The sequence below is a fragment of the Streptomyces griseomycini genome, assembly GCF_014203535.1.
GTDB lineage: Bacteria > Actinomycetota > Actinomycetes > Streptomycetales > Streptomycetaceae > Streptomyces > Streptomyces griseomycini.
Map to the genome: position 1 here is coordinate 1 of NZ_JACHJI010000072.1, position 1,056 is coordinate 1,056.

A 1,056-nucleotide genomic window follows, 5' to 3' on the forward strand; every position below is an offset into this window, starting at 1 on the left:
CGTGTTCGTGTTTCCGGGGCAGGGCTCGCAGTGGGCCGGCATGGCGACCGCACTGCTGGACTCCTCACCGGAGTTCGCCCGCGTGATCGACGAGTGCGAAACCGCCCTGGCACCCTTCGTCGACTGGTCCCTGACCGCCGTCCTGCGCGGCCAGGACGACGCCCCCGGCCTGGACCGCGTCGACGTGGTCCAGCCCGCCTCCTGGGCCATGATGCTCGCCCTCGCCGCCCTCTGGCGCGCCAACGGCGTCAACCCCACGGCCGTGATCGGACACTCCCAGGGCGAGATCGCCGCCGCCGTCGTCGCCGGCGGCCTGTCCCTCCAGGACGGCGCCCGCGTCATCGCCCTGCGCTCCAAGGCACTGCGCGCCCTGTCCGGCGGCGGCGGCATGGCCTCACTCGCCATCCCCGAACAACAGGCGGAAGAACTCCTGACCGCATGGCCCGGACGCATCTCCGTCGCCGCCGTCAACGGCCCCTCCTCCACCGTCGTGGCCGGACAACCCGACGCCCTGGACGAACTGCTGGCCCACTGCGAAACCACCGGCGTGTGGGCACGCCGCATCCCCGTCGACTACGCCTCCCACTCCCCCCACGTCGACGAGATCCGCGACACCCTCGCGGACGCACTCGAAGACCTCACCCCGCGCCCGGGCCGCACCGCGTTCCACTCCACCGTCACCGGCGGCCTCCTCGACACCGGCGAACTCGACGGCACCTACTGGTTCCGCAACCTGCGCAGCAAGGTCCGCCTGGCAGAGGTCGTCCGACAACTCGCCACACCCGACACCGTCTTCATCGAGGTCAGCGCCCACCCCGTACTCGCCTCCGGCATCACCGAGACCCTGGACGCACTCGGCCACACCGGCGCCGTCGTCGCAACCCTCCACCGCAACACCGGCGGCCTCGACCGCTTCATCCAGTCCGCCGCCGAAGCCTGGACCCACGGCGTCACCGTCGACTGGCCCACCCTCCTGAAACCCCACCACGCCCACACCGTCGAACTACCCCCCTACCCCTTCCAACGCCGGCGCTACTGGCTCACACCCGAACCCGC

The 1,056-nt window shown here is 71.6% G+C and carries 1 protein-coding gene; it reads left to right on the forward strand.

Annotation, left to right across the window (positions count from 1 at the left end; translation table 11 throughout):
• Nucleotides 1-40: 40 nt before the first annotated feature.
• Nucleotides 41-1,056: acyltransferase domain-containing protein (locus FHS37_RS38765; RefSeq protein ID WP_229890371.1), on the forward strand; the 1,016-nt coding region annotated here is incomplete at its 3' end.